This is a genomic window from Dyadobacter diqingensis (assembly GCF_024220585.1).
In the GTDB taxonomy this organism is placed as follows: domain Bacteria; phylum Bacteroidota; class Bacteroidia; order Cytophagales; family Spirosomataceae; genus Dyadobacter; species Dyadobacter diqingensis.
The window spans coordinates 1-464 of record NZ_JAMXKF010000026.1 but is presented as its reverse complement, the minus strand read 5'-3'; the positions used below and the strand labels follow the sequence as shown (position 1 = coordinate 464).

Below are 464 nucleotides of genomic sequence, written 5' to 3'. Positions count from 1 at the left end.
GGTATCCTCCATGCGCCCTTAATTCGCTTACATGTTATTTATCTTATTCTCTTTTGCTTCTCAATATGTCAATGAACTCGTTACTTTCCTTTGAAAGTAATGTGGAGAATAACGGATTCGAACCGTTGACCCCCTGCGTGCAAGGCAGGTGCTCTAGCCAGCTGAGCTAATCCCCCAAGTATTTTTTGTTTTTTTCGGAGTGCAAAAGTAGTGTAATTAAATTACAAGTCCTAATACATTCACAATGTTTTTTAAATTTAGTGGGCCTGCGTGGACTCGAACCACGGACCTCTACATTATCAGTGTAGCGCTCTAACCACCTGAGCTACAAGCCCCTACATTTAAAAATATATGATAAAGATAAACTAAAAGCAGAGTTTCTCGTCTCCAGAAAGGAGGTGTTCCAGCCGCACCTTCCGGTACGGCTACCTTGTTACGACTTAGCCCCAGTCGCCGATTTTACC

General features: G+C 42.7%; 2 tRNA genes and 1 rRNA gene. All 3 read right to left on the bottom strand.

Features of this window, described 5'->3' with window-relative positions:
- Positions 1 to 102 precede the first annotated feature (102 nt).
- Positions 103 to 176, bottom strand: a tRNA-Ala gene (locus tag M1L62_RS29270).
- Positions 177 to 261: 85 nt separating this feature from the next.
- Positions 262 to 335: transfer RNA gene (locus tag M1L62_RS29265), tRNA-Ile, on the bottom strand.
- A gap of 56 nt (positions 336 to 391) precedes the next feature.
- Positions 392 to 464: ribosomal RNA gene (locus M1L62_RS29260) — 16S ribosomal RNA — on the bottom strand; the annotation flags it as partial.